This window comes from Paraflavitalea sp. CAU 1676, assembly GCF_029223285.1.
GTDB lineage: Bacteria > Bacteroidota > Bacteroidia > Chitinophagales > Chitinophagaceae > Paraflavitalea.
The window spans coordinates 1-25,740 of sequence record NZ_JARHUJ010000016.1; the positions used below are offsets into that span (position 1 = coordinate 1).

Genomic DNA, 25,740 nt, shown 5'->3' on the forward strand with positions numbered 1-25,740 from the left:
CCTGTAAAGCTATATCCGTACAATCTGACAAACTGTAAAGCTATATCCGTATCATTGTGAACGACTGTAAAGCTCTCCCAGTAATAAGCTACCCACCTGTAAAGTTTTTTCAGTACAAGACATCCTGATTACCAGCGTATTTGAAGCATAGTAACCAGTGGGAGAGTTTTGTAATATACCAGAGATAAACCACAGATAATCCAGAGATATTCCAGATATATACCACATCAAAAAGGCCCGGTATATCTCTGTTTTATCTCTTTTATTATTATTTTTCATCTCCAATTTAATAACAAATTCACTATCAGGCTACTATGCTCTCACTCAGGAGCTGCTCTGCCATACCTCCATGTTCCATCGACCCGTCATTATTCCATATCCCTTTCCCAGGCAGGCTTATAAATGATCAGCATAAAAGTGGTTCAAATCATGCCGGCTAAACGCTGGAAACTTTGATTATGACATATCTAAAAAATAATCGAAGAGCACAACAACTTACTAACGGCAACGACTACGACATTTCGCAAACTCACGATATTTCGTAACGGCATTTCGTGAACAACAACAAAACAGGACATCCGGTACCGGTACATAGTACAATTGCGTAATTTTAAGGTAGGTATGCTTCTATTACCGATCTTAACCACGCAACGATGAACCCACACCTTCCGCTTTTGATCGCTCTGATGGCCTGTTGCGCCACGACGGGCGCCAGGCAGGCGGGCGACTCAATAACGCCGGCCGGGAATAAAGCGGCCCGGCTGAACCATCTGGCACAAACGAAGCCAGATACCGGCATGGCAGAGGCCGCGTTGATCGCACGTACTGCCGGTTCTACAGATGTTCATGAGCAAATAAACCAGTTGCGACGTCAAAACGCACAACAAGCCAAGCTCATCAGGAACATTACGTGGGCCGGCGCCATCCTGCTGCTGGCATCCGCAGGCTTGCAGTACTGGCAATACCGCCAGAAACAACGCGCCAACCTGCTGGTGTCCACACAAAACGACCAGTTACAACACCTGAAGCATGAAAAGGAGTGGCTGCTCAAAGAAGTGCATCACCGGGTAAAGAACAACCTGCACACCATTATCAGCCTGTTGGAATCGCAGGCGGTATTCCTCGAGAACGATGCGCTCAAGGCTAATGAAAGTAGTCAGCACCGCATCTATGCCATGTCGCTGATACACCAGAAACTTTACCAGGTAAACAATGTGAAGACCATCGAGATGAACAATTACCTGCCCGAGTTTATCCAATACCTGAAGGAAAGTTTCGGCAGCACGAACAAGATCCACTTCGTCACCAACATCGAACCCGTAACACTCGACGTTTCCGTGGCGATACCCATTGCACTCATCGTGAATGAAGCCGTTACCAATTCGATCAAATACGCGTTTCCCGGCGACCGTAAAGGTTCCATACAGGTAGCCATGTACCGCACCGCCGGCGACACCGTACTGGAAGTGACCGACGACGGCATCGGTATCAATGAAAATATTAAAAATCAAACACTCAACTCACTCGGCGTGGAACTGATGAAAGGTTTAAGTGAAGACATCAACGGGCAAATTGATTTTGTCTGCGCAGCAGGCACAAAGATCACCGTACGATTTACTACCGGTGCCCTTTTCTATCCTATCTTAGCAGCAGCAAATGAAAAGGAGGCACTTGTATGAGCGCAAAGATCCTCATCGTAGAAGACCAGTTCATCGAGGCCAATAACCTCAAGCATACCTTGCTGGGCGCCGGCTATGCCGTGTGCTCAATTGCCCGCTCGGTGCCCATTGCGCAGACGATCATCGAAAAAGAAAAGCCCGACCTCGTACTGCTCGACATTTTCCTGCAGGGCCCCCTCACCGGTATCGACCTCGCCCGGATCCTCGAAAAACAAAACATTCCCTTCGTATACCTTTCGGCCAATTCGAACAAAGACGTGCTCGATGCCGCCAAAAGCACCAAACCTTATGGATTCCTGGTGAAGCCCTTCCGCAAAAGCGATGTGTTGGTGATGCTCGATGTGGCCTGGTACCTGCACCAGGAAAAACTGGCCGGTATGGAGGAATCCAAACCAGTGCCGAGCCGCCATACCGACGCTGCCATCGGCAGCATCATTGGTAAAAGCGAAGCACACCAGGAACTGATGAAGAACATCCGGATCGTGGCGCCCACCAATACTTCCGTATTGATCACCGGCGAAAACGGTACTGGCAAAGAACGCGTGGCCCAGGCGATCCACCAGTCCTCTTCACGGCGCGCTCAACCCTTCATTACGGTAAACTGTGGCGCCTTGCCGGCCAACCTCGTCGAGTCGGAACTGTTTGGCCATGAAAAAGGAGCCTTTACCGGTGCCCTGCAAAAGCGGGTGGGTAAATTCGAACAGGCCGATGGCGGCACCATCTTCCTCGATGAAATAGGGGAGCTGCCCCTCGATGCCCAGGTGAAATTCCTCCGGGTGTTGCAGGAACGCGAAATTGAAAGCATCGGCGGTCCGGTCAAAAAGATCAACGTACGCATCATTGCCGCCACCAACCGCGACCTTGAGCAGGAAGTAGCCACCAACCATTTCCGGGTTGATCTGTATTATCGCCTCAATGTATTCCCCCTGCATTTGCTGCCTTTGCGTGAACGCAAAGACGATATTCTGCCGCTCGCCCAGCACTTTCTCACTCTGCATGCCCGCGAAGCAGGCAAACTGATCAACGGCTTCTCGAAGGACGTGATCCAAACGCTGATGCAGTACGACTGGCCCGGCAACGTGCGCGAACTGCAAAACATCATAGAACGCACCGTATTGCTCACAGAAGGGCAGGAGATCGGCTACCTGCCCCTCAGGAACATTTCGCGGCAGGTCGATAACCCCGCCATCTCCGATGAAGCCAAAACCAAGACGATGGCCGATAATGAACGGGATCATATACTGGCGGTGCTGGAGAAGGTCAATTGGAAAATATCCGGCAAGGGCGGTGCTGCCGAACTGCTCGACATCAATGCCAACACGCTCTTTTCCCGCATGAAGAAGCTGGGCATCGAGAAATCGGTAAGCGCCCGCAAGAACGGGGGAGGGCAGGGGTAACGGGCTAAATGATTCTTCCTATAGGCGGGTATGTATTTACCCGCTATTTTTTTACCATCCATCCAGAAAAATGCCTCCGGGCCTTGTTTTTATGAAAGCGACCCATTAACTTTGAATTACAAAGTACTTTTATAATGAAGGATGAACAGGAATATATAAAGGATATTGCCGAGATGCGCTCCATGATGGAGCGATCTTCGAAATTCATGTTCCTTTCGGGTCTCTCGGGCGTACTGGCCGGGGTATTTGCTCTGGTAGGTTCCTTTGTGGCGTACAAGCTCTGGGGCTTTAATCCGCAGCAAACCGTATATGATGCGGCCAGTCCCGTACCTCAGTTGAAGAACATCGTCATACTCGGGGCTGTCGTCCTCGTGCTGTCATTGGGCACTGCTTTCGCGTTCTCTTATAAGAAGGCCTGGAAAAAAGGTGAAAGAAGCTGGAATGCCACCACCCGCCGACTGCTGATGAGCATGGCGGTACCCCTGGTAACCGGCGGTTTGCTGATACTGGTGCTCATCGATAGGGGATTAATAGGATTGCTGGCGCCCATTACCCTCATTTTTTATGGACTGGCATTGTTTGGCGCCAGTAAGTATACTTATGAAGAAGTGAGAAGTTTAGGGCTCATCCAGATCATATTGGGACTCGTTGCCGCTTATTATGTGCAATATGGCCTGTTGTGCTGGGCAGTTGGCTTTGGATTGGTCCATATCGTTTATGGCATTTATATGCATTACAGGTACGAAAGATGAAACTGATAACTGATGGTTTACACAAGGCATTCGAGAACCGGACGAGGCTCGGCATCATGTCGGCCCTGTCGGTGAACAGTATGCTCGACTTCAATGCACTGAAGGAGTACCTGGACATCACCGATGGCAACCTGGCTACTCACCTCAAGTCGCTCGAAAGCGAAGCCTTCATCGGTGTCAAGAAGTCTTTTATAGGGAAGAAACCGAACACCAAATACTTTATGACAAAGGCCGGAAAGAAAGCTTTCGACGATCACTTAAAGGCATTAGAGCTGTTAATTAAAATACGCAAGCAGTCATGAATACAAACATTTTCTTCAATGCGCACAACGGCCTTTGGCAGGCCCCCTTTTTTTGCCCTGTCACTTTGAAATACAAAGTTCTTTTAAATAGCACTATCAATCAACAAACTATAAACGCTCCGGCAATTCTTCCACCCAATAAAACACAGTTATGAAAGAACAGATATTATCCAACCTCGACCATCCCGATCAGCTCGAAAAGCTGTACCGGGCCGATAAATCAGGCTTCAGGCGTTCGTTCAATACGCTGTACCCTGAGTTAAAGGACAACACCCTGGCTTCCTTTTGGTATGCCCGGCTCAATTATGCCAAAGATGAAATATCCTGGGGCCAGTCCAGAGACCTGCTATTTGTTGTCATTGCCTCGCTGATAGCTGCCCTCATTGCAAAACTGCCTGCCATCTTCTCGCTCGATGAGGAGCAATACTATATGCGCAACGCGGGCTTCATTGTACTGCCGGCACTCATCGCCTGGTTTGCCTGGAAGAACAAGCTATCGCTCAATAAAACAGCCTTTATTATCGGGAGTATGCTTCTGGCCGTATTCTATATCAACTTCCTGCCACAGAGAAGCTCCAGCGATACCTTGATCCTTTCCTGTCTGCATCTGCCCATCATCCTGTGGTCGCTACTGGGATTTGCTTTTGTAGGGGAAGCCGGCAACCAGGTCGACAAGAGACTGGGTTTTCTCAAATACAATGGTGACCTGCTCGTGATGACCGCCCTCATCGTCATCGCCGCCGGCATCCTCTCTGCCATCACCAACGGACTGTTCTCGCTGATTGGCATTAACATTGAAAAGTTCTATTTCCAGTACATCATCATTGGCGGTTTACCGGCAGCCCCCATCCTGGGCACTTACCTCACGCAAACAAATCCCCAACTGGTAGGCAAAGTGTCGCCCGTCATCGCGCGTATCTTCAGCCCCATCGTGCTCGTCATGCTGGTGATATATCTTGTTGCCATCATCTACTCCGGAAAAGATCCTTATAACGACCGCGAGTTCCTGCTGCTATTCAACGCGTTGCTGGCAGGTGTAATGGCCATCATCTTCTTCTCAGTGGCAGAATCCTCCAAAAAGGAAAGGAACGTCGCAGAAACCTATATCCTGTTGCTGCTGTCGATCGTAACGATCCTGGTGAATGGCATCGCGCTCTCGGCCATCCTGTTCCGCATCTCTGCCTGGGGTTTTACGCCCAACAGAACGGCCGTATTGGGCAGCAACGTGCTCATGCTCGGCAACCTGTTGCTCGTAACGGCACAACTCTTCAAAATGCTGTCGAGGAAAACAGATATCGACGGCGTAGGAAAAGCGATCTCCCGGTACCTGCCCCTGTATTTTGCCTGGGCAGTCATCGTCACCTTCCTGTTCCCCGTATTGTTCGGTTTCAAATGATCTTTCTGAAAACTTCCTAAAGGGAAAGTATAGCCATCACAAAAACCAGCCTGTATCGCTTAAACAGTAAAACCATGAACAAACAGATTGCCCGCTTTGCACCGGTAGCCATTGTGCTGCTAACCGGATCGGCCTCTTACGGCCAGGACAAAACCACGGAGATCGATAAGATCTTCAGCTGGGCCAAAACCGGAACACCTGGATGCGCCTGCGCTATTTCACAAAATGGGAAACTGGTTGTGAACCGGGCTTATGGATCGGCCGACCTCGAGCGCGACGTCCCCATCTCCAGCAACTCGATCTTCGACGCCGGCTCGCTCACCAAACAGTTTGTAGCTGCCGCCACCCTTATGCTGGTGGAAGAAGGAAAACTATCGCTCACGGAAGACATCCGCAAGTACATTCCCGAATTACCCGACTATGGTCAAAAGATCACCCCCGATCATTTGCTCACGCATACTTCGGGACTGCGCGACTGGACCGGACTGCTACCATTTTCCGCCAACAAACCCGATGCACTTACCATGGTATTACGCCAGCGCAATACCAACTTCGCGCCAGGGGAGGAGTGGGCTTATTCCAACAGCGGTTACGTTTTGCTGAAAGAGATCATAGCCCGCACAACGGGCAAACCTTTTGGAGAATTTGCCGCCAAACGTTTATTTGAGCCATTGGGCATGGCATCGACCAGCTACCGGGATGACCTGCGCGATATCATCAAACAACGCGCCCTTGCCTACGAACAGGAACAGGGACGCTGGAAAATGACCATGCTGCTCGACAACGACCGTGGCGGCGGAGGCGCATTACTCACAACCGCTACCGACCTGCTGATCTGGAATGAAGCGCTCAACCAGGTGAAATTAGGACGCTTTGTTACCGACAAATTGCAGGAACCGGCCCGCCTCAACAACGGGCGGCAACTCGACTATGCACGGGGACTCATGCTGGATACTTATCGCGGCAGCAAAGAGATATGGCACTCCGGCAGCGCCGCAGGCTACAAGGGATGGCTGGGCCGTTATCCCGAACAAGGGCTCTCTATCGCTATACTCTGCAACTCGGGTGATGGCACCAACCGCATTAACTTCGCGCATCGCATCTTCGACCTGTTTGTTCCGGCAACCAATACACCAGGAGAACAATCAGCAAAAGCGCCCGCATCAGCCACCGACACGAATCTCGTAAAGGTTGCTGTAACCAGCTTTGCCGGCATTTATTTCAACGAAAGCAATGGAGAAGCCTTGCGCCTGGTGGCTGATGGTAACAAACTACGCATTGGTGGCGGAGCGTTGTTGGAAACTGTTTCCACCAATCATTTCCGCTGGACGCAGCCTGTGTTACAATTCATGTCGCAGAGTATCTTTGACATACAGGTCACATCGAATGACCAGTTTGAATTGACGACTAAAGAAGGAAAGGTAACGCGCTATCGCCGCGCCAAAGACTATACGCCCACTGCCGAAGAGCTGAAGGCATTTGCCGGCCGCTACGAAAGCGACGAGATAGGAACCGTATTTGAGCTCATCGCCGGAGACCGTGGACTTGAAGTGCGGATGGAACATGCTCCCACCAAGAGAGTGCCGCTACGGCCGGTGGACTTTGAGACCTTCAATACCAGCCAGATGTTCTTCCGCTTCATTCGCGATAAAGCAGGTAAAGTGGTCGCTTTCGATTACACCAATCCCGTTGCACGGCATGTCGCATTCAAGAAACTATCGGAAAAACCGGCAGCCCTTGTACGCAAAAGATAATCTGCCGGTAATGGTAGAACGCATCAGCAGCAATGCTGAATATAGTTGTCCACTCCGGGTGAAGGTTACTAATTCAATGCTATAAACAGCACCTCATCAATGTTGCACCGGAAAGAAGGTCCTTAACAGGAACATCAACAAATATGGTGCGGCGGCCACGAGGATCGCCCCGGCAAACGCTTTTTGTTTGTTGGGGTGATTGTTCCAGGCAGTTTCAAATTTGTTATAGATCTTCTCGTCGTAGCTGTTGACGATAAAAATGCGGTGAAAAAGCATGGTGGTGCCTAAGAATACACCCATGGCAAAAGCCATGGCAACTTCCTGCGAGGAAAACCAGGCATTGCGTACAAACCGGAGCACCAGGGCCTGCGCCAATAACACCCAGCCGCCCATGGATACAGAAGCCACATACATGGTTTGCATGCGCGGCGCCATAGTGGTAAGTGCCTGATTGCGTTGGTGGTAATAGTGGTAGATCTGAAAATAAGCGTACTCTAAACGTTTCACGGGTTGGGGTCTTTAGGGTTTACGGATAGCTGATACTATCTATAAACGTTTTAGACGAACCTGCTGGTATGCCAAACGGCCGAAAACCCGGCGATATATAACGTTTTTAGTAGGCATCATAGTAGAAATTACCTAAATATCTACAATGCCGCTCACTTCAACTTTTTAAACAGTTCATCGAGGGTAAAATCCTGTTCGGTAAACCCATCCTGTGGCTCAAAATAATAGATCGTGTGATTGTCATCGCCAGCCTGGATGCCGATATAGGCATTTTGATCGCTCAAGGTAGCCAGCGGCAGAAAAAATACGCCCTCATCATAATAGCCATCGTTGCTGTAATCGAGCAACATGCTCAGTTTGGCGATGTCGATCTCCAGGGGGGCGCCCTCATCGAACGGATAGCCGTCCAGCAAATTGGTGATCTCCTGTTGGTCGAGCTGTTTGTATTCGCCCGATTCAAAATACTGGCGGGCGCGGGCTGGTACGGCGGTTTCGGCAAGCTCTTCGAAATAATCCAGGTACTGGCTGATCTCGCCAGGTTTTAAAGTAACGGTCTTTAACATAGAATACGTGATTTCCAATCCATAACGTAAATAATAGGCCTTTATGGTTTTCAGGTGGCCCAATTGTACGAAATAAGGAGCGAGCTGAATTAACATACCTTAAGGAGGTCGCAAGTAGCCCGTGTGACCTCAAATGCGTACATTTGCAGGATGAATAACTGGATATCCGTACAGGAAAAAGACGATTTCTATACCCTTTTGGAAAAGTCGAGCGAGAAACCCCAGATCATCTTTAAGGACAGCACTACCTGCGGCATTAGCGCACATGCCAAATACAGGCTGCAACAGGGTTTTGAACTGATCGAAGGAAAGGCCGATTTCAACTACCTCGACCTGCTGGCCCTGCGTCCCATCTCGAACCTGATTGCCCAGGAACTGAAAGTGACACACCAATCGCCCCAGATCATATTGGTGAAGGACAAACAGGTAGTGTATACTTCCTCGCACCACGCGATCGATCCTGCTGTCATAGCAAGGCACCTGTCGTAAGGCAAGCGCCCCGCACGTGAATGCAACATACTTCCGACCCACAACCGGTAGAGTATAGCCCTGTCCGTTGTTTAGCGAAAAAGCCGTATTTTAAAGGCTAAACCAATCGCATGCAGTTTCCTGCTTCCCTAAACAGCCCCTGGACCTGGTGGCAAAAAACCGGGTTCCGTTTCTTCTTTCTTTTCTACGTGATCTTCCTTGGTCCCTGGGATCTGCTGTCCATTATACCCGGCTTTAATTTCATCGCCCAATACTATTACATCGCCGCTGAAGCCGTCGTAAACTTCTTCAACAAAGTATTGTTCCACATACCGCCGGCCACCAAATCGCCCAATGGCAATGGCGATTATCCCGAGCAATGGATGCAGGTAGCCACCTGTTTGTTCCTGGCGCTAACAGGTACCCTTATCTGGTCGATACTCGATCGCAAACGGAAGGAATATACCAAACTCAATTATTGGTTCTCGCTGGGCATCCGATACTTCATCATATCCATGGGTTTCGCTTATGGCATTATCAAACTTTTTTGTCTGCAGATGCCCTTTCCCAGCATCAGTCAAATGGCTACGCCTTTAGGAGATTACCTGCCCATGCGATTCTCCTGGATGTTTGTGGGCTACTCGTCTACCTACCAGATGTTTTCCGGCGGTATCGAAGTGCTGGCCGCATTGCTGTTGTTGTTTCGCCAAACGGCCACCCTGGGTATACTCGTAGCCACCGGTGTATTCTTCAACGTCATGATGCTGAACCTCAGCTACGATATTCCGGTAAAGATCAATTCCATCTCCATCACGATATTGTGTTTTTACCTGCTGGCCCAGGAAATGCCTCGCTTGTACCGTTTCTTTTTCCTGCAGCAAGCTACTCCCAGTGCGCTTTTTGTATGGCCCTTCGAAACAAAGCGGGGGCGCATCATCGCCATCAGTGCCAAATGGCTCTTTGTAGCATTGACCATATACCAACAGCTCGATTATTCGATACCCGCCTATACAAGCCGCAAGTCTCCCAAAGGAGGACCGGTCCCCGCCGGCATCTACGACGTAATTACCCAAATCAGGAATGGCGATACGGTCACGAGCCGCCTGTCGGATTCGGTGTATTGGCAGAACATCGTATTTGAAAAAACATACGACGGCAGTATCCAAACTTCCGACAGCCGTTTTCGTAAACGTTACGGCCGGGCTTATTTCAATATCAAGTACGACAGTGCCACGCAGGTGCTGGGCTTTCGCCGCGGTTTCAACGATTCTACTTTTCTGGCGCAATTCACCTGGCATGCTAAAGACAGCGTTTGGCTGGAACTGAACAGCTATCCTAATAAAGACTCTATGTACCTGCTGCTGCGACGCAGAGTCCAGGCATTCCCGCTTTCAGAAAAACAATTTCATTGGGTGAGCGAAACGAACCGGTAAAGGGAATTCGATACATTTGGTACCACAAATCAAATAGTACCATCCTTTATGAGTCAGCAACACCCGAATCTGGACATCATCGCTAAATTCTTTGAAGCCTACTCGAAATTCGACCTCGAGGCCATGCGGCTGGTGGTAGACGAGCAGGTAAAATGGACAATTCCCGGGCATCATCCTTTAAGCGGAACTAAAACAGGTATTGAAGAGGTAATGGCTTTTTTTGGACATTTAGGAAAGTCAAACTTCAAGGCCGACCCCATCGTGCTGGGCGTAAATGACCAGTATGTGGTCGATTGTCATCGTGGATGGAGCAATCGCGAAGATGGCAATAATGTCGACATGCTCTGGTGCCTGTTGTGGAAGATCAGTAACGGCAAGATCGTTGAAGTAGTCAATTTTGCTGCCGACCAGCATGAAGCTGATCGTTTCTTTTACAAAGCTTACCAGCTTAAACCCATTCAGGAGAGAGTAGTTTAACGATCAACACCGACATGAATCCCCGCGACACCATGAAACATTATCGATTGCTTGCTTTTTTACTTTGCCTGCAGCCCTTCGGCTCATTTTCGCAAAAACAAACCTTCATCAATCCCGGCGCCGTGTGGCCCGATAAGGACGGCAACCATATACAGGCGCACGGCGGCGGCATCATCCGCATTGGCAAAACCTATTATTGGTATGGCGAACAACGATCGAAGGGACTCGATACCAATTACCGGTATGTGAGCGGCTATCGCTCCAACGACCTCATCAACTGGACCTTCATGGGCAATGTGCTCCAGATCACCGATCCCGAAAACCTCGGGTATCGCTGGGTATTGGAGCGTCCCAAAGTTTTTTACAACAAGGCATCGAAGACCTACGTCATGTATTTCCACCTCGACGATCGCCCGTATAAACTCGCCCGGGTAGGAGTGGCCACCAGTAAAAAGCCCGAAGGCCCCTTTACGTATGTGAAGAGTTTTCGTCCGCTCGGGTATGAGAGCCGCGACATTGGCCAGTTCATCGACGACGATGGTACACCTTACCTCGTATTCGAAAGCCGCCCATCGAAAGGCTTTTACATCGCAGCCCTTTCTGCCGATTATATGGATGTCACCGCAGCAGTGAGCTTCATCAATGCACCGCTTGAAGGAGGCGCTATCGTGCATTATAAGGGATTGTATTACTCAATCGGCTCGGCCCTCACCGGCTGGCGCCCCAATCCCAACAAATACTCCACCGCGACTAGCTTGGCAGGCCCCTGGAGCGAGTTCAAAGACATCGCACCACCCGAAACGGATACCTATGGTTCACAATCGACCATGCTGATCAAGGTAGAAGGGGCGAAGCAAACTACCGTCCTTTTCCTCGCCGATCAGTGGAAGCCCGGCTCACAGTGGGATTCGCGTTATTTATGGATGCCTTTGGAAATAGGTGACGGAAAATTGTGGCTACCCAAACCACAGCCCTTCACCCTGAATGTAAAAACAGGGGAGTGGAAGCTGACTGATACTACTCAAGTTCATTAATCGAACCTGCTGCACATGAGATATTTCAAACGCATCATTGCCGTATTATGCCTGTTGCATACACTGCACAGCCAGGCGCAAGTAAGGACGATAGTCACCTTATCGTCGCCCGACAAACAAACCGCTTGCCTCATCGGCCACGGACCACAGGGGGAGTTACGTTATAAGATAACCTACGGAAAGAAGACGATCCTCGACTGGTCGGTCCTTGGATTGGTGGTAAATGACACCTACCTGCTCGAAAACATCCAGGTGAACAGTGGCGCGCTCAAATTGGTGAAGGAAAGCTTTGCCTGGCCACTGGGCGAAGACGATCACATCGACAATCATTACTGGGAGATCACCTTGCACTGCCGGCCGCAGGGAACGTCCTTCAATATCATCATACGCGCCTATAACGGCAGCATCGCTTTCCGCTACGAACTGCCACGTAATGAGCAGGGAACCATCCAGGCGGAGCTAACGACCTTTGAGTTGCCGGCTACGTCAACGCTCTACCAGTACAACCACGAGTCGGTCTTTACCCCCACTGCGCTCGATACCTTCAGCAATACCTGCGATTTACCGGCCACCCTCACCAACGCACAAGGTTACCTGAGCATCGGCGAGGCCGACAATATCCATTACACCAAAGCGGAATTGAAGAAGGGAAAGAATCCCAATAGTCTCGCCATCACCTTTGCCCGCGATAAGGTGGTAACCTTTGCAGGCGCTTACCGAACACCCTGGCGCACGATCAGTTGTTCGGAAAAAGCCATTGGCTTGCACACTTTCAGTCAGCTGTACCTGAAACTCGCCTCCAATCCGGTGCGGGAAGTGCCGGCCTGGATCAAACCCGGCAAACTCATCCGCGCCCAACTCACGACCCAGGCGGGTCTTGACTGCATCGACTTTGCCGCGAAGCATCATTTTCAGTACATCATGTTCGACGCAGGCTGGTATGGAGCCGAATTCCGTTCCAGCTCCGATCCTACGCAGGTAATACCAGCTATCGACATGCCCAAGGTGATCAGTTATGGTAAAGAGAAGGGGATAGGGGTAATTCTCTATGTGAACTATGTAGGACTGCAGGCTAAGCTCGATACGATATTACCGCTCTATAAGCAATGGGGCGTAGCCGGCCTTAAATTTGGCTTCGTGGATGGCCTCACGCAAAAGGGACTCAGCTGGCTGTCCCAGGCCATACCTAAAGTATATAACCATGGCTTTATCCTGAACATTCACGACAATTACAAACCAACAGGCCTGAGCAGAACCTGGCCCTCGCTGCTCACGCAGGAAGGCATCCGGGGCGACGAGAACAGTCCGGACGCATTTCACAATACCGTATTGCCCTTTACCCGCTTCCTCGCTGGACCCGCAGACTTTACCTTCTGCTATCCCAATACGACCAACAGTTACAGCAAGAATATCAAAGTGAGTATGGCCCAGCAACTGGCATTGACGGTGGTAAACTTTAGTCCGCTCCAGTCGATGCTGTGGTACGGCAAGCCTACGGAATATACCAATGAAGAAGAGATAGAGTTCTTTGCCTTCGTGCCTACCGTTTGGAATGAATCGCACTACCTCGCGGGTGAGATCGGGAAAAACATATCTGTGGCCCGCCGCCATGGCAACACCTGGTTTGTGGGGAATGTAGCCGGACCGGAAGCCTTTAATGGTTCATTGCATTTCGACTTTCTGACAAAGAAGAAAACCTACACTGCTACCATCTATGAAGATGATGGCAATGGCAGTATTCGCAAACGTACGCTGCCAGTTAAACGAGGCGACCGGATGCCTTTCAGCATTGCGGCCAAAGGCGGACAGGCGATGATAATCAGGTAAAAAAGTGTACATTTAGATACCAGGATCCTCTCTCCCGGTTGATTGTTCATATTTAAAACACTTGGCTATGCATTCAACATCTCGCAGAGACGCGATCAAAAAGATCGCTGCCGGCAGCGGCATTATCCTGTTATCACCCAACTCTTTATTTTCAACGCCACGCGTACGCAAAGACCGGCTGGGCATTGCCCTGGTGGGCCTGGGCTATTATAGTACCGACCTGCTGGCGCCGGCCCTGCAGCAAACCAAACGCTGCTACCTGGCCGGTATCGTTACCGGTACACCCGCTAAAGCGGAGGCCTGGAAAAAGAAATACAATATTCCCGATAAGAACATTTACAACTACCAGAACTTCGATTCCATTGCCAACAACCCCGATATCGATGTGATATACGTGGTGTTGCCGCCCTCCATGCACAAGGAATACGTGATCCGTGCCGCCAATGCTGGCAAACACGTATGGTGTGAAAAACCCATGGCCATGACCGTGCAGGAATGCGAAGCTATGATCGATGCCTGCCGTAAGAACAAACAATCGCTGGCCATCGGCTATCGCCTGCAGCACGAACCCAATACCAAGGAGTGGCGCAACATTGTACAGAAACAATTGCTGGGGAAGGTAAAGCAGGTGAACTGCGCGGCAGGTTACCGCGATAACCGCACCGATCACTGGAAGCAGAAAAAGGAAATGGGCGGCGGCGTATTGTACGATATGGGTGTGTACTCCATCCAGGGAGCCCGTCTGGGAACGGGCATGGAGCCCATTGCGATCTTATCCGCTACCACCTCTACTACAAGACCCGAGATCTACAAGAACGGACTCGATGAAACGACGGTGGCTAAACTGGAATTCCCCGGTGGCGTCATCGCCGATATCAAGACCAGCTTCGGCGAGAACATTAACTTTCTCGATATCACCTGCGAAAAAGGCGTTGTCAAAATGAATCCCTACTCCGCCTACAACGGTCAAAAAGGCACCAGTCCGCTCGGAGAGATCAACCATCCCTACCAGGTACCCTTTCAGCAGGCCTCCCAAATGGACGACGATGCCTTGTCGATCTTGCAGGGAAAACCCATGCAGGTGCCCGGCGAAGAAGGATTAAGGGATATCAAAGTGGTGGAAGCTATTTACAAGGCGGCAGCTACGGGCAAGCGGGTAAGTTTGTAAAGCCAGAGACGGTTGCAACATCCTGCAACGAACGCCTTTCCACGACTGTCAAAGTCATAAACAGCAAAGCCCCTCGCGGGGCTATTGCTTTCATTGGTCTCCATAGGTTCAATATCCTGCCGGTTAGTACAATGCCTTCCTGATCACTGCCGCAGCCTGCAAGAGCGCCGTTTGTACAGCGGGCACCTGCGCCAGCGGGTTCAGTAAACCATAGTCATGTATCAAGCCTTCATACCGCGTAAGGGTAACCCGTACACCGGCCTCATTCAGTTTCCGTGCATAGGCTTCGCCCTCATCACGTAAAACATCGTTCTCTGCTGTTTGCACCAAAGCCGGTGGTAACCCTTTCAACTGCTCCAGCGAAGCCAGCAGGGGTGAAGCATATATCTGTTGACGCTCGGTGGCATTGGTTGTATAGTTATCCCAGAACCAGATCATCATATTCCTCGTCAGGAAGCGATCGTCCGCATAGGTTTTGTAGGAGCCCGTTTCGAAATTAGCATTCGTCACCGGCCACAGGAGGATCTGCGCCCTGATCTCCGGTCCCATTTTATCTTTCGCCATCAGCGACACTACGGCCGCCATATTACCACCCACACTGTTACCGGCCACTGCCAGTACTTTGCCATTGACACCAACCTCATGACCATGCAGCGACACCCACTTCGTAGCGGCATAGGCCTGGTTGATCGCAACAGGATAATGTGCTTCGGGCGATGGTGTATAGTCGGGAAACACGGCTGCCGCGCCACTCTCTACTACCAGGTCTCGAACCATCCTGCGATGGGTAGGGTAATCGCCCAGCACCCAGCCGCCACCATGGAAGAACATGAAAACCGGTATATCTCCTTTGGCGTCTTTGGGTTTTACAATATGGATCGTTACATCGATCCCGTCCTGACTGATCTTCTTTTCCGTTTCTTCGATACCCGAGTAGTCGACCGTAACCGATTTTTGTGCACCCACCAATACCTGCCTGGCTTCGGCAGGCGTCAGTTGTTCCATGGGTTTGCCGCCGCCAGCATTGAGGGCTTTGAGGAATTGGCGGACTTCAATTAGAATTTTCGGATCGTTTTCCGCTTTAACGGAATTGTTTGACTGTGCCATGATCGTTGAAGTATTTAAAATGGATAATAAAAGGGAGGCTGGCAATAAATGCCTGCGTAATAACTTTTGCATATTGATGAAGTTGAAAGGTGAAGAAAGTCAACAATGAGGTTGCGTTTGAACGCAGGGGAGGATACGAATAACAGATACACTTAGCGATGCGCAGCAGCGCCTACAGCGGCAGCACTGATCAAACCGGCCACTTCGCGGGGATGCGATACATAGATCGCATGGCTGCCGTCTTCAATTTCCTGCACCATGCTGCCCGCACGTTTGGCATACAACCGCTCAAGGTCGGGATTGATAATACGGTCGGCTTTCGCCACCATATACCAGGAAGGTTTCTTCTTCCAGGCAGGATCGTGGATCACCGCATGAAAAGCCTCATCCGCTACCGGCATTTGCGCCATTGCCATAAACCGGGCCTTCGTAACCGGCAGATCACCGGCAAAATCGGCAGGGAATTGTTCAGGATCAATCCTGTCAAACCCATCAGCCCCTTTCAGTAAGGAACGATATGCCGAAGGATGCTGCTTACCATTATCGGCTTCCGACTCACCCTCATCCGGCGCATGGGCCGCTATGTACACCAGCCCCACTACTTTAGGATCATTGCCTGCCACCGTGATCAAAGCACCGCCATAACTATGACCCACCAGTATACAGGGGCCCTCTACCTGTCCAATCACTTTTTTCACTGCTGCCACATCCGCCTCGAAAGAGGTGAGCGGCTGTTGCGTAACCCACACATGATATCCTTTGTGCGTGAGGATATCGTACACCGGCTGCCAGCCCGATCCATCCACAAAAGCGCCATGCACCAGCACGATGTTTTTAACGGCGCCCTTGTCTTGCGCCTGCACACTGCCAATTTGGGAAACCTGAAGGCCTACCACGACAATGGAGAACATTTTCACGCGAGTGAGGTAATTTGTTTTCATGACTATCTATTTAATAGTTAACCGGTAAAAGGAATTACTTCAAATGCGCCCTGAGCATCCAGGCCATCTTTTCATGCGTTTCCAGCAAGCTGGTCAGGAAATCACTGGTACCCACATCTTTTAGTTCGTTGGCAATAGGAATAATGTTTTCCCGTAAGTGAATGATGATGCTTTCATGGTCGCCCAGTAATTCTTTGATAAAGCCCGGACCGTCATTGGCCGCTCTCGACTGCTCGGAGAGATGCGTCAGCTGTAGATAATCCGAGAGGGTAGCAGGCGCATAATGCCCCAGCGTACGGATGCGCTCGGCCACATCGTCCATCACTTCATCCAGTTGTTCATACTGTGCTTCGAAAAACTTATGCTTGTTATAAAAATCAGCCCCCTCCACATTCCAGTGGGCTTTGCGGGATTTCAGGTAAAGGAGGAACTCATCTGCCAGGATGCCGTTGAGCGCTTGTGCTACTTTCAGCAGGTGATCTTGCGTAATACCGATGGAAGGTTTCATATATTTTGTTTTAGGTAAATGATCGTTGTTTCCTGGTGCAAACTACTTTCAATACCAGGGCATCGAATGGGCTAAACGACCGGCAGGCAAAACCTGTCGACGGGAAGGACGTACCGGGTCATTGCCACTGCCGGCGCCCATGAAAACACCGCTCAATGCTGTATATTTGGATCATGAACGTTTTGATCGTCGACGATAATGAAATAGCAAGAGATGCCCTGAGCCAGATAGCCGGCCGAATCAAAGACATCTCCATCACCGGCGAGTGTGCCGATGCCCTGCAGGCCTACAACCTGCTGCAGGAAAAACCGGTTGATGTGGTTTTGCTCGATATCGAAATGCCGGGCATGACGGGCCTGGAACTCACCCGCAACCTCGAAAAAGGTCCGGTCATCATCTTTACCACTTCAAAGAGGGAATATGCCGTGGAAGCCTTTGAACTCAATGTGGCTGATTATATCATCAAACCCGTAACGCCCGCCCGCCTCATCCAGGCCATCGATAAAGCGCGCGACCTGCTGGAAAGCAAAGAAGAGGAAATGACGATCAGCGACGACGAGTTCATATTTATCCGCGACTCAAACATTATCAAACGCCTGCGGCTCGACGATATCCTGTTTGCGGAATCCATGCGTGATTATGTAAAGCTGCACACGGCCCAGCGGTTCTATGCCATTCACAACACCCTGAAAGCAGTGGAAGAAAGATTGCCTGCGGCCAGGTTCCTGCGGGTGCATCGTTCCTATATCGTCGCTATCGATAAGATCGATACTATCCGGGAAGGGGTGATCGTGATACAGGAAAAGGCCGTACCGGTCGCCGATGCCTACCGGGCTGCCCTCAATAAACGGATGAACGTGTTGTAAACGGTCGGGCCGGTTTTCCCATTCGTCGACCGTTTTTCCTCAACCATAGCTTAACCCGCTGGTTCGCAGGGCCATTCGATAATTTTGTTACCGCAATAAACACGTTACTCCATGTCAGGCAAGCGGATCATCGTATACATCGTTGGCTCATTCATCATAGGCACTTTCTTATTGTGCTATCTTGAATACAATTCCACCAAACACGTCAATGCGCTGGTCACGGCCAATAAGACCCTGCTCGACGAATTCCAGATCACCAAAAACCTCCTCGATGCCGCCAAAAGCAAAGTGGTGATAGAAAGAAAGATCAGGGGATTTATCGAATCGGGCGATACCACCTACCTCTCAGGGCTCGATACGGAATTTCATGAGATACAGTCTGCCCAGCAGTTCCTTAGTTCCATATCCGACGACTCCGTCAGCGTAACCCTTATCGCCGAACTGAACCATTCGATACAGCTTAAGGTCGATCTCTTCCGCAACATCCTCGAAGCCTGGCGGCGGCACGGCACCAAAGCTGCCGAAGACACCATCAATGCCAACCTGCCCGAATGGGTATCGTACGATATAGAAAGAAACGTGCGCAAGATCACCGACGCACGGGGCTATCAGTTGGGACAAATTACCGGCGGCGTTCGAAAGAGCGGTCAGAAAGCGCTTGAGTTCAGTTATATTGTAATGGGCCTTGTACTGCTTGCCGCGGCCATCGTAGTCTTCTACATCATACACATCATTCGAAAGCTTATCCGCTCCGAAAAGATGTTGCGCGATACTGCCCGGGTAAAAGAGAACTTCCTGGCCAACATGAGCCACGAGATCCGTACACCCATGAACGCCATCGTTGGATTTACCCAGCTGCTTGGCCAAAAGCAGCTCGATGAAGACGCCCGGCACTATGTACATACCATCGAACGGTCGGGCGAGAACCTGCTCGCCATCGTGAATGATATCCTCGATATCTCCAAGATCGAAGCAGGTATGATGCGCATCGAACATGTGCCCTTCAGTCTCCGCGGCCTGGTCAACTCCATCGAAACGATGGTGCTGCCCCGCGCCCACAGTAAAGGGCTGCGCCTGCAGGTAGAGATCGACAAAGGCACGCCCGATATCCTCGAAGGAGATCCCGTACGCCTCACACAAATACTGCACAACCTGCTGGGCAATGCCCTGAAATTTACCGCCGAAGGCACCGTAGCCCTGAAGGTGCATGTTGCCGAGCAGCTGGGCAACAATGTAAAGATCAGGCTCGTCGTAAGTGATACCGGCATCGGCATCGAACCACAAAAGCTTAAACATATATTCGGCCGCTTCGAACAGGCCGACGACACCATTACCCGTCAATATGGAGGAACCGGCCTCGGACTCTCTATCGTACGCGACCTTGTACAATTACAAGGCGGCACCATCGAGGTAGAAAGCAATCCCGGCGCCGGCACGGTATTCCAGGTTACCATCCCGTACACCGTATCCACCAACCAGATTGCCGACTCGCACTCGATACCCGCATCACCCTTGCCAGGCACGGGCAATGCAGCGGTAGAAGTGTTGATCACAGAAGACAATGAGTTCAACCAAAGTCTGCTAAGCCACTTATTCAAAAACTGGAACCTCCGTTTCGAGATCGCTAATAACGGACTCGAAGCCATCGAAAAGCTGCGGCATAAGAAATACGATCTCGTGCTGATGGATATACAGATGCCCGTGATGGATGGATACACCACCGCCCGAAAGATCCGCAATGAATTGCGCCTCGATATACCCATCATCGCCATGACGGCCCATGCCATGCCTGGCGAAAGGGAAAAATGCCTCAGCTATGGCATGAATGAATACATCGCCAAACCCGTAAAACAGGAACAACTGAGCCGGCTCATCAGTAAGTTCACTGCCTTTGTAGAACCGGGCGTGCAGGAAACACCACCGGAAGCAGAAGCACTGCAGCTAAGCTACCAGTTCATCAACCTCGAGTACCTGCAGGAAGTAAGCGCCGGCAATAAAGCCTATGAGAAGTTGGCCACCCACAAATTTCTGCAGGCAGTACCCGCGGCATTGGAAGAATTAAAACAGGCCCATTCAAAAGGAGAAGAGCAACAAATGAAAGCAGTCGCCCATAACCTGAAAACAACCATATCGGTCATGGGATTGAATGAATTGCTGAATCCATTGCTGGATGAAATCGAATACTACGAAGGAGATGAACGAAAACTGAACGACGCGCTGGCGGCCATCGAAGAGATCTCCCACAAAGCGATGGGAGAGGCGAGGTTGTTTCAGCAAACGCTGGTTTAACCCAACCTGGCTAGCACCCGTTGGGCCAGTCTAAGGCATCCTGATTCAGGCTGCCTTGGCTTTCCGGAAGGCTGCCGGACTCACACCTGCATATTTTTTGAATTGGGTGCTTAGATGACTCTCATCGGTAAAGCCCAGTTCTTCGGCTATCTGGCTGATCGTGGATTGACTGTACAGTAATTTATACTCCACCAACCGCATCTTGTAAACGGTAACATAGCGCTGTAAACTTTCGCCCGTCATCTTCTTAAAATACTCGCCCACGTAGTTGGAAGAGAGATGGAACGCGCCGGCGAGGTAAGAGATCGTCAGCTTATCTTTCGCATGGATGTGCTCTTTAATGTGCAGCAGCATCTTGTTGATCAGCGGTTCCTCCTCCTGCGAAGCAGGCCTTTTCGCTGTACTAACCGATATATTTCGCGCCAGCGTATTCAACATCAAGGTAATGAGGTGTTGGATATTGTCTTCAAAATACGCCTGCTTTCTGTCGAACTCCTGCACCAGGTTCGCGATCAATCCGGTCACCATGGCACGATCCGTTTCGTCCCTGATCACGAACTGCTCAAAGCGATTGTGCTGATAGAACAGCTGCTCGAGTTGCTTTAGCCAGCTCGAAACCGTGTGCCTTTCTGCCACATTCTTATAGCCGGTTAGAAATACTTCCGAAAAACGGATCGAGCAAAACCTGGTGGGCGTATTACTCTTGAAACCGCGGCAATCCAATGGCGTAAACAGAAAAATGTCTCCGGTCCGATAGGGGAAATGGTTCTCATTCACCTCCCGCACCCCTTCACCATCCAGGATCTGTACGATCTCGAAGAAATGATAGACAAGGATACGCTCTTCCAAATCGCCCAGGTCCGACACATACAGTTCAAACGGCTGATGCAGGTTCTTTTGCTTCATAAACCTTCAAAGTTACAGCACAAACCCTTGTTTTTAAAAGTCTGCCCCGACAGCCTGCCAGTAGTTTTGCAGAACAATCAATTGTAAAAGATCATGAATACAGTCACCCATCAGGCCAGCCTCCTGCAATATTTTACCACCGGCGACGGTGTACGTATTGCTTACCGCCTCGAAGGCCCCGTTGGCAAACCCGTGCTCGCATTATCCAATTCCATCGCTACCACACTGCACATGTGGGACGATCAAATCCCCGTATTCACCCAGCACTTTCGCGTACTGCGTTTCGATACACGCGGTCATGGAGCCTCCGGCGCCCCGGCCGGAGATTATTCAATAGACCGTATGGGACACGATTTGATCGAGCTGCTGGATCACCTGCAGCTGGAGAAGGTGCACTTTTTGGGGCTTTCACTCGGCGGCTTTATTGGACAATGGCTCGCTATCCACGCCGGGCATCACGTTGACAAACTCATCCTCGTCAATACCTCTCCTTATTTGGCTCCGCACAATACATGGAACGAACTGATTAAATCACTACGCACCGAGGGCAACATGCAACCTTTTGGCGAGATGTTCATCCGCAACTGGTTTCCGGAAAACTACCAACACCAACACCCTGCAGTGATTGCTACATTCAAGGCCATGGTGTTGACCACTGATCCGCAGGGACTCGCCGGTTCCTTTGCCGCCGTTCGTGATGGCGACTTCCGTAAAACCAATGCACTGATCACCAACCCAACCCTGGTCATTGGAGGATTATATGATGGCGTAACCTTGCCCACCCACAGTGAGGATATCGCAACCACCATCCCGAAGGCCAAACTATTGTTGCTGCCTGTTGTACATATGTCGAATGTGGAATCGGCTGAACCGTTCAATAAAGCGGTCATGGATTTCCTGGTAGGGTAGCAGCGCCCCTATTCAAAGAACGGCACACCCGGTATCGCATATTTCTTCATACCGGCCTCATTGATCTCTACACCGATGCCCGGCTTGTCGCTTACAGTGATGAAGCTATCTTTCACCCATTCACCCTCGAAGGTGATGATCTCTTTGAACATGGGTTGCGTGTGAAAATACGACTGCCACTCCATGATCATAAAGTTGGGCACCGTGGCACACACATGCGCACAAGCCATCGCTCCCAAAAAGGAGGCCACCATATGCGGCGCAAAAGGAACATAGTATAAGTTGGCCAGGTTGGCAATGCGCTGTCCTTCACCCAGTCCGCCACATTTTTGCAGATCGGGCATCACGATATCGACCGCGCCGATCTCCAGCATGCGCCGGAATCCATAGGCCAGGTAATGGTTTTCTCCGGCACAGATGGGCGTACTCGTCGATTCGGTGATCAGCTTGTAGGCCTCCACATTTTCTGCCGGGATAGGTTCTTCCAGCCACATCAGGTTCAACGGCTCCAGGCGTTTTGCAATGGTTTGCGCCGTCACCGCATCATAGCGTCCGTGCATATCCGCACAGATGTCGATATTGGGTCCCACGGCCTCGCGCGCTGCCGACAGCTGGTCGTACATGCGTTGCAATTCGGCCGGGCTCGCCGTCCAGTTATAAAAATCATATTTATTGGGGTCGTTGGCCTGGTCAAGGTCGAACTTGATGGCATTAAAGCCCATTTGCTTTGATTTCTTCGCTGCTTCGGCAAAATCGGAAGGCTGGGGCAGGTTGCGCTGGTACAAAGCCGTATCGCAATACACCCGCACCTTGTCGCGGAACTTGCCACCCAGCAATTGGTACACGGGCAGCTTCAACGCTTTGCCGGCTAAGTCCCACAAGGCTGTTTCAATGGCCGACAATACGGCAATGTACATGCCCGATTGCGCACCCTGGAAAAAGCCCGATTTACGGATATCCTCAAACAAGCGGTGCACGTTCAGCGGGTTCTTTCCTTTAATGCGCTCTCCAAAGTTCTTTACCAGGTGATAAGTACCAGGAATGGCGTCCACGCCTTCGCCGCAACCCCAGATATCCTGGTTACTATATATTTTCACAAAAAGGCTACCGCGTATATAGCCGCATTTGATATCGGTGATCTTCAGATCGGAAGGGGGAGAAGCCATCGGCGTCCTCTCCACCGCGGCTTCGTATTCCCTTCCAAAAGCAGATAATCCGGCCAGTGGCGTCATCGCAGCCGCCACCGCCGCCTTGCTGATAAAATTCCTTCTTGAGTGATGAGCCGTCATAGCAAATAGTTTTATGATGTTCAGGTATATTCAAAACCCACTTTTACCAGGTCCTGCCTTTCAAGAGTTCCTGGATCTGGCTTTTCGGCACCGGCAGTTTGTCGATATGATCATTGAGCCATTTAGAAAAGTCTTTTTCAATATCATCACTCCAGCGGTTATCGATCTGCCCCGGCGTATATTTGCCTTCGCGCAGCCGCTGGTGGCCAAACATGTCCCGCAGCCGCACGATCTCCGAGGTCTTGATCACTTTTTCGGCGAGGTGTGGGGGAATGAAGATGACGCCGCCATCACGGCCCAGTACTACATCGCCCGGCATTACTGTAGCCTTACCGATGCGCGTGGGTTGATTAATGCCCACCAATGTGGTATTGAGATCGCCGGCGGGATTGTTGAGGTGATGCGAAGGATGGTAACTGCGAAAGAAAGACGTGAAACCGCCAATCTCTTTCAGTCCCTTGATATCCCGCACCGCGCCGTCGTATACGATACCATTGCCTGTTTTAGCATAAATAGAATTGCCGAGGTTGTCGCCAATGGTAGGACCATCCTCATACGCATCGAACTGATCCACCACATACACATCGCGCTTCACCAGCAGATCAATGGGCCAGGAGTTCTGCGACTTGACACGTTTATCACGCACGCCAAACTGATCGATGACGCGATGAATATCCGGTCTCCCGGGCATAAAGATGGCTGTCACGGCACGCCCCACCAGCACACTGTCGGGATTTACCGTTTGCCAGCCTCCATCATATTGGTGTTTGTAGTTCTCATTCTTCAGCACCGCCCAGGCCTCCTCCAAAGTCACCAGCTTCATACGATCGAGCAAACTATCCGGCACTTTGGGCCTGCCATCGGCAAAGCGATCGCCTTTCCACTCGGGCGTAAGCGCGATCAATTGATCGCGGGATATCTGCTGGGAGTAGAGTGTGACGCCATAACTCATCAGGCACGTCGCGAGCACCATTCCCTGCCAGTATTTTAGTAAGTGCATAACCTAGCAGTTTAAGAGTAAGAAGATTGTTGTTGATCATTCGTGGCAGGTTGTGTTGTTTTACCAGTTGAAGCCTCTTCAGCCGGTGGGTGGTTGTGCCACCAGCTCGCCAGCGATGAGCCCGTGATGTTCATGACCGGACCAAAGATCGCGGGCGCCAAACCGGCCGTAGTGAGCTTGCCCATTGCCAGCGCCAGCCCCGAAGCCAGTCCGGCATTCTGCATACCCACCTCCAGCGCAATGGTCCTGCAGTCACGTTCATGAAAGCGCAGCAAGCGCGCACTCCAGTACCCCATAAAGTAACCCAACACGTTGTGCAGTACGGTAGCGATCAGCAGCAGCGCGCCCACCTGAAGCAGGTTGTCTCTGCCCGCAGCCGTGATGATGGTAAGGATGATCGCAATACCCGCCATCGACACCAGGGGCATCGCTTTATCGAGCCACTTGAATTTGCCATGCACGAGATAATGAAACCCTAAACCAGCGGCCGTAGGTATGATCACGATCTTGGTGATATCCCATACCATGCCCCAGAAGTTGATATCGACAAAGCTGCCGCCCAGCAAACGCATGAGCAGCGGTGTTAAGAACGGAGCAACCATGGTGGAGATTGTCGTTACTGAAAACGATAAGGCGAGATTCCCCTTGGCGAGGTAACACATCACATTCGAAGCAAGACCACTCGGACAGCATCCCACCAGGATGATTCCGGCCGCAATTTCATTGGGAAAATTAAAGGCCTTCGCTACGGCGAAGCCTACCAGCGGCATGATGATATAATGGCAAACAACGCCAACAATAATTCCCTTGGGCATGCGCAGCACGTTCGCAAAGTCCTTTAAACTTAATTCCGTACCCATACCAAACATGATGATCTGCAAGAGTGGAATGATCAACCCCGATAATTTAAAGTCGCCAACTGTTTTGAAGTGCCAGGGATAGTAAAGTGCCAGGCTCACCACAGCCATCACCATCAGGGTATAAGAGAGGCCCTTTAGTAATCGGTGTTGCCGGAAGGCGAGTGCCAGGCAAAGGAAAAACAGCAGCAGGATCCAGCCACCCCAGCTGTGCTGCCCCTGTATCGCGAGCACCCCATAGACGACCAGGGTGGCCGCGGATAACAAGTAAAACAAAGTCGATCGTTTCATATGGAAATCGTTATTGAATT

General features: G+C 50.8%; 24 protein-coding genes. 15 read left to right on the forward strand and 9 right to left on the reverse strand.

Features of this window, described 5'->3' with window-relative positions:
• Positions 1 to 653 precede the first annotated feature (653 nt).
• The 6 genes from P2H89_RS35115 to P2H89_RS35140 all read left to right on the forward strand — a co-directional run bounded on the left by P2H89_RS35115 (position 654) and on the right by P2H89_RS35140 (position 7,280).
• Positions 654 to 1,679: a sensor histidine kinase gene (locus tag P2H89_RS35115; RefSeq protein WP_275836224.1), complete on the forward strand. Its 1,026-nt coding sequence runs from the start codon at positions 654 to 656 to the stop codon at positions 1,677 to 1,679.
• Positions 1,676 to 3,076, forward strand: a complete 1,401-nt coding sequence (locus tag P2H89_RS35120) for a sigma-54 dependent transcriptional regulator (RefSeq protein WP_275836226.1) — start codon at positions 1,676 to 1,678, stop codon at positions 3,074 to 3,076. Before P2H89_RS35115 ends, P2H89_RS35120 begins: the two co-directional genes overlap by 4 nt.
• 134 nt (positions 3,077 to 3,210) lie before the next feature.
• The gene (locus P2H89_RS35125) at positions 3,211 to 3,828 is read left to right on the forward strand and encodes a hypothetical protein (RefSeq protein WP_275836228.1); all 618 of its coding nucleotides are present in this window, start codon (positions 3,211 to 3,213) and stop codon (positions 3,826 to 3,828) included.
• A complete protein-coding gene (locus P2H89_RS35130; protein WP_275836230.1) occupies positions 3,825 to 4,130 on the forward strand; it encodes a transcriptional regulator in 306 nt (101 codons plus the stop codon). The genes P2H89_RS35125 and P2H89_RS35130 overlap by 4 nt, the downstream gene beginning before the upstream one ends.
• A 151-nt stretch (positions 4,131 to 4,281) precedes the next feature.
• Positions 4,282 to 5,526 carry a hypothetical protein gene (locus P2H89_RS35135; protein WP_275836232.1) on the forward strand — a complete coding sequence of 415 codons (1,245 nt, stop codon included), beginning with the start codon at positions 4,282 to 4,284 and terminating at the stop codon, positions 5,524 to 5,526.
• A 74-nt stretch (positions 5,527 to 5,600) separates the two neighbouring features.
• The gene (locus P2H89_RS35140; RefSeq protein ID WP_275836233.1) at positions 5,601 to 7,280 is read left to right on the forward strand and encodes a serine hydrolase domain-containing protein; all 1,680 of its coding nucleotides are present in this window, start codon (positions 5,601 to 5,603) and stop codon (positions 7,278 to 7,280) included.
• Between the two features lie 96 nt (positions 7,281 to 7,376).
• Here the strand turns inward: P2H89_RS35140 and P2H89_RS35145 are convergent, their stop codons facing one another.
• Positions 7,377 to 7,787: a hypothetical protein gene (locus tag P2H89_RS35145; protein WP_275836235.1), complete on the reverse strand. Its 411-nt coding sequence runs from the start codon at positions 7,785 to 7,787 to the stop codon at positions 7,377 to 7,379.
• 152 nt (positions 7,788 to 7,939) lie between these two features.
• Positions 7,940 to 8,350, reverse strand: a complete 411-nt coding sequence (locus tag P2H89_RS35150) for a hypothetical protein (RefSeq protein WP_275836237.1) — start codon at positions 8,348 to 8,350, stop codon at positions 7,940 to 7,942.
• Between the two features lie 150 nt (positions 8,351 to 8,500).
• Here P2H89_RS35150 and ytxJ point away from each other — a divergent pair, with 150 nt between their 5' ends.
• From ytxJ to P2H89_RS35180, 6 genes are all read left to right on the forward strand, one after another.
• A complete protein-coding gene (ytxJ, locus tag P2H89_RS35155) occupies positions 8,501 to 8,839 on the forward strand; it encodes a bacillithiol system redox-active protein YtxJ (protein WP_275836239.1) in 339 nt (112 codons plus the stop codon).
• Positions 8,840 to 8,949: 110 nt separating this feature from the next.
• Positions 8,950 to 10,251 (forward strand): hypothetical protein, encoded by a 1,302-nt coding sequence (locus P2H89_RS35160; RefSeq protein WP_275836241.1) that lies wholly within the window; start codon positions 8,950 to 8,952, stop codon positions 10,249 to 10,251.
• Between the two features lie 48 nt (positions 10,252 to 10,299).
• Positions 10,300 to 10,728, forward strand: a complete 429-nt coding sequence (locus P2H89_RS35165; protein ID WP_275836243.1) for a nuclear transport factor 2 family protein — start codon at positions 10,300 to 10,302, stop codon at positions 10,726 to 10,728.
• A gap of 32 nt (positions 10,729 to 10,760) precedes the next feature.
• Positions 10,761 to 11,762 (forward strand): family 43 glycosylhydrolase, encoded by a 1,002-nt coding sequence (locus P2H89_RS35170; RefSeq protein ID WP_275836245.1) that lies wholly within the window; start codon positions 10,761 to 10,763, stop codon positions 11,760 to 11,762.
• Positions 11,763 to 11,777: 15 nt separating this feature from the next.
• A complete protein-coding gene (locus P2H89_RS35175) occupies positions 11,778 to 13,589 on the forward strand; it encodes a glycoside hydrolase family 97 protein (protein ID WP_275836247.1) in 1,812 nt (603 codons plus the stop codon).
• Positions 13,590 to 13,656: 67 nt separating this feature from the next.
• The gene (locus tag P2H89_RS35180; RefSeq protein ID WP_275836249.1) at positions 13,657 to 14,757 is read left to right on the forward strand and encodes a Gfo/Idh/MocA family oxidoreductase; all 1,101 of its coding nucleotides are present in this window, start codon (positions 13,657 to 13,659) and stop codon (positions 14,755 to 14,757) included.
• 123 nt (positions 14,758 to 14,880) lie between these two features.
• Here the strand turns inward: P2H89_RS35180 and P2H89_RS35185 are convergent, their stop codons facing one another.
• The 3 genes from P2H89_RS35185 to P2H89_RS35195 form a co-directional block, all read right to left on the reverse strand.
• The gene (locus P2H89_RS35185) at positions 14,881 to 15,936 is read right to left on the reverse strand and encodes an alpha/beta hydrolase (RefSeq protein WP_275836251.1); all 1,056 of its coding nucleotides are present in this window, start codon (positions 15,934 to 15,936) and stop codon (positions 14,881 to 14,883) included.
• An 80-nt stretch (positions 15,937 to 16,016) separates the two neighbouring features.
• Positions 16,017 to 16,805 carry an alpha/beta hydrolase gene (locus P2H89_RS35190; protein ID WP_275836253.1) on the reverse strand — a complete coding sequence of 263 codons (789 nt, stop codon included), beginning with the start codon at positions 16,803 to 16,805 and terminating at the stop codon, positions 16,017 to 16,019.
• A gap of 34 nt (positions 16,806 to 16,839) precedes the next feature.
• Complete coding sequence (locus P2H89_RS35195) at positions 16,840 to 17,313, reverse strand: DNA starvation/stationary phase protection protein (RefSeq protein ID WP_275836255.1); 474 nt, start codon at positions 17,311 to 17,313, stop codon at positions 16,840 to 16,842.
• 155 nt (positions 17,314 to 17,468) lie between these two features.
• Between P2H89_RS35195 and P2H89_RS35200 the strand changes: the two genes are divergently transcribed.
• Positions 17,469 to 18,179 (forward strand): LytTR family DNA-binding domain-containing protein, encoded by a 711-nt coding sequence (locus P2H89_RS35200; protein ID WP_275836257.1) that lies wholly within the window; start codon positions 17,469 to 17,471, stop codon positions 18,177 to 18,179.
• 111 nt (positions 18,180 to 18,290) lie between these two features.
• Complete coding sequence (locus tag P2H89_RS35205) at positions 18,291 to 20,468, forward strand: ATP-binding protein (protein ID WP_275836259.1); 2,178 nt, start codon at positions 18,291 to 18,293, stop codon at positions 20,466 to 20,468.
• Between the two features lie 45 nt (positions 20,469 to 20,513).
• Here P2H89_RS35205 and P2H89_RS35210 read toward each other — a convergent pair whose 3' ends face one another.
• The gene (locus tag P2H89_RS35210) at positions 20,514 to 21,374 is read right to left on the reverse strand and encodes an AraC family transcriptional regulator (RefSeq protein ID WP_275836261.1); all 861 of its coding nucleotides are present in this window, start codon (positions 21,372 to 21,374) and stop codon (positions 20,514 to 20,516) included.
• A gap of 93 nt (positions 21,375 to 21,467) precedes the next feature.
• Between P2H89_RS35210 and P2H89_RS35215 the strand changes: the two genes are divergently transcribed.
• Positions 21,468 to 22,283: an alpha/beta fold hydrolase gene (locus tag P2H89_RS35215; protein WP_275836263.1), complete on the forward strand. Its 816-nt coding sequence runs from the start codon at positions 21,468 to 21,470 to the stop codon at positions 22,281 to 22,283.
• A gap of 8 nt (positions 22,284 to 22,291) precedes the next feature.
• Here P2H89_RS35215 and P2H89_RS35220 read toward each other — a convergent pair whose 3' ends face one another.
• The 3 genes from P2H89_RS35220 to P2H89_RS35230 are packed head-to-tail and all read right to left on the reverse strand — an operon-like array spanning position 22,292 to position 25,720.
• Complete coding sequence (locus P2H89_RS35220; RefSeq protein ID WP_275836265.1) at positions 22,292 to 23,572, reverse strand: mandelate racemase/muconate lactonizing enzyme family protein; 1,281 nt, start codon at positions 23,570 to 23,572, stop codon at positions 22,292 to 22,294.
• A 43-nt stretch (positions 23,573 to 23,615) separates the two neighbouring features.
• Positions 23,616 to 24,572: an RraA family protein gene (locus tag P2H89_RS35225; RefSeq protein WP_275836267.1), complete on the reverse strand. Its 957-nt coding sequence runs from the start codon at positions 24,570 to 24,572 to the stop codon at positions 23,616 to 23,618.
• An 11-nt stretch (positions 24,573 to 24,583) separates the two neighbouring features.
• Positions 24,584 to 25,720, reverse strand: coding sequence for a bile acid:sodium symporter family protein (locus tag P2H89_RS35230; protein ID WP_275836269.1), 1,137 nt, complete (start codon positions 25,718 to 25,720; stop codon positions 24,584 to 24,586).
• Positions 25,721 to 25,740 lie beyond the last annotated feature (20 nt).

Coding starts and splice junctions, on each gene's coding strand:
- P2H89_RS35130 (WP_275836230.1), top strand. CDS start 3,825: ATGAAACTGATAACTGATGGTTTACACAAGGCATTCGAGAACCGGACG.
- P2H89_RS35230 (WP_275836269.1), bottom strand. CDS start 25,720: ATGAAACGATCGACTTTGTTTTACTTGTTATCCGCGGCCACCCTGGTC.
- P2H89_RS35160 (WP_275836241.1), top strand. CDS start 8,950: ATGCAGTTTCCTGCTTCCCTAAACAGCCCCTGGACCTGGTGGCAAAAA.
- P2H89_RS35215 (WP_275836263.1), top strand. CDS start 21,468: ATGAATACAGTCACCCATCAGGCCAGCCTCCTGCAATATTTTACCACC.
- P2H89_RS35170 (WP_275836245.1), top strand. CDS start 10,761: ATGAAACATTATCGATTGCTTGCTTTTTTACTTTGCCTGCAGCCCTTC.
- P2H89_RS35200 (WP_275836257.1), top strand. CDS start 17,469: ATGCTGTATATTTGGATCATGAACGTTTTGATCGTCGACGATAATGAA.
- P2H89_RS35175 (WP_275836247.1), top strand. CDS start 11,778: ATGAGATATTTCAAACGCATCATTGCCGTATTATGCCTGTTGCATACA.
- P2H89_RS35135 (WP_275836232.1), top strand. CDS start 4,282: ATGAAAGAACAGATATTATCCAACCTCGACCATCCCGATCAGCTCGAA.
- P2H89_RS35140 (WP_275836233.1), top strand. CDS start 5,601: ATGAACAAACAGATTGCCCGCTTTGCACCGGTAGCCATTGTGCTGCTA.
- P2H89_RS35195 (WP_275836255.1), bottom strand. CDS start 17,313: ATGAAACCTTCCATCGGTATTACGCAAGATCACCTGCTGAAAGTAGCA.
- P2H89_RS35180 (WP_275836249.1), top strand. CDS start 13,657: ATGCATTCAACATCTCGCAGAGACGCGATCAAAAAGATCGCTGCCGGC.
- P2H89_RS35210 (WP_275836261.1), bottom strand. CDS start 21,374: ATGAAGCAAAAGAACCTGCATCAGCCGTTTGAACTGTATGTGTCGGAC.
- P2H89_RS35165 (WP_275836243.1), top strand. CDS start 10,300: ATGAGTCAGCAACACCCGAATCTGGACATCATCGCTAAATTCTTTGAA.
- ytxJ (WP_275836239.1), top strand. CDS start 8,501: ATGAATAACTGGATATCCGTACAGGAAAAAGACGATTTCTATACCCTT.
- P2H89_RS35205 (WP_275836259.1), top strand. CDS start 18,291: ATGTCAGGCAAGCGGATCATCGTATACATCGTTGGCTCATTCATCATA.
- P2H89_RS35120 (WP_275836226.1), top strand. CDS start 1,676: ATGAGCGCAAAGATCCTCATCGTAGAAGACCAGTTCATCGAGGCCAAT.
- P2H89_RS35190 (WP_275836253.1), bottom strand. CDS start 16,805: ATGAAAACAAATTACCTCACTCGCGTGAAAATGTTCTCCATTGTCGTG.
- P2H89_RS35225 (WP_275836267.1), bottom strand. CDS start 24,572: ATGCACTTACTAAAATACTGGCAGGGAATGGTGCTCGCGACGTGCCTG.
- P2H89_RS35115 (WP_275836224.1), top strand. CDS start 654: ATGAACCCACACCTTCCGCTTTTGATCGCTCTGATGGCCTGTTGCGCC.
- P2H89_RS35220 (WP_275836265.1), bottom strand. CDS start 23,572: ATGACGGCTCATCACTCAAGAAGGAATTTTATCAGCAAGGCGGCGGTG.
- P2H89_RS35185 (WP_275836251.1), bottom strand. CDS start 15,936: ATGCAAAAGTTATTACGCAGGCATTTATTGCCAGCCTCCCTTTTATTA.
- P2H89_RS35150 (WP_275836237.1), bottom strand. CDS start 8,350: ATGTTAAAGACCGTTACTTTAAAACCTGGCGAGATCAGCCAGTACCTG.
- P2H89_RS35125 (WP_275836228.1), top strand. CDS start 3,211: ATGAAGGATGAACAGGAATATATAAAGGATATTGCCGAGATGCGCTCC.